This is a genomic window from Longimycelium tulufanense, assembly GCF_014645795.1.
Lineage (GTDB): Bacteria > Actinomycetota > Actinomycetes > Mycobacteriales > Pseudonocardiaceae > Longimycelium > Longimycelium tulufanense.
Genome location: NZ_BMMK01000027.1, coordinates 82,192 through 83,023, shown reverse-complemented (window position 1 = coordinate 83,023; position 832 = coordinate 82,192).

Here is an 832-nt window from a genome sequence, read left to right as displayed (position 1 = left end):
TGCCCAGGGCCGGCTGGGCCGCCCGGGTGTCGGTGACGGCCGCACGCTGCTGTTGGATCTCCTGACTATCTCCCCTGTTCACGCCGGTGACAATCGGGCACGGACCGCTCTTGTGCGTTGTCCCCACCCGGGAGGAGCCGACGTTCATCGTGCAATTCCCTCGCCGGCCCGGAGCCTGGGTTGTCGTGGGCCCGTCACACCTCCGGCGACACGCCGACTTGCACAATCCGAAGTTCCATGTTGGGTCCCGCTCAAGGCACAGAGATCGGTACGCCGAACGCATACATCATTGATCCCACCCCAACGTAATTGATCAATGCCGCCCGTCACCACCACACCGGAGGTGCCGGGGGCTCCCAGTGCCGCCGTCTCGTTCTTCCCCGGAGGCTGGTGGTCGAGCTTGACCTCCAACGAGGTCAGGGCAGAACGTGCGCGGCATCCGACCCTCGCGTGGAGAGACAGCACGAACCATCAGGCTTTCTCATGGTGGCATGGGAATCTTCCGCTGGTCGCACGGCAGTCACTGAGTAAGACTCGAAGTGCGTCCACCAACGGACGCACTTCCTCTGTTCATCACACGGAAAGGCGCTGGTGTCGATGCCCGAGTTGGATCTGGATGTCCGAGTGAGGCCGTCGGTTTCGGCCGACCCGAAGGTGAACCCGGCGCAGGCCGCGCTGACTGACTTCACCTGCAACTACACCTGTGTCGGCTGCACGGCTCGATGCACCCCCACCATGGTTGGTTGCCCGCCCACCGGTCAGCGCTGCAACTGAGAGTCACTGGGTGTCGTAGTTCCGGGAAAGTCGGCGGGCTGCGGAGCTGGGCTCCGCA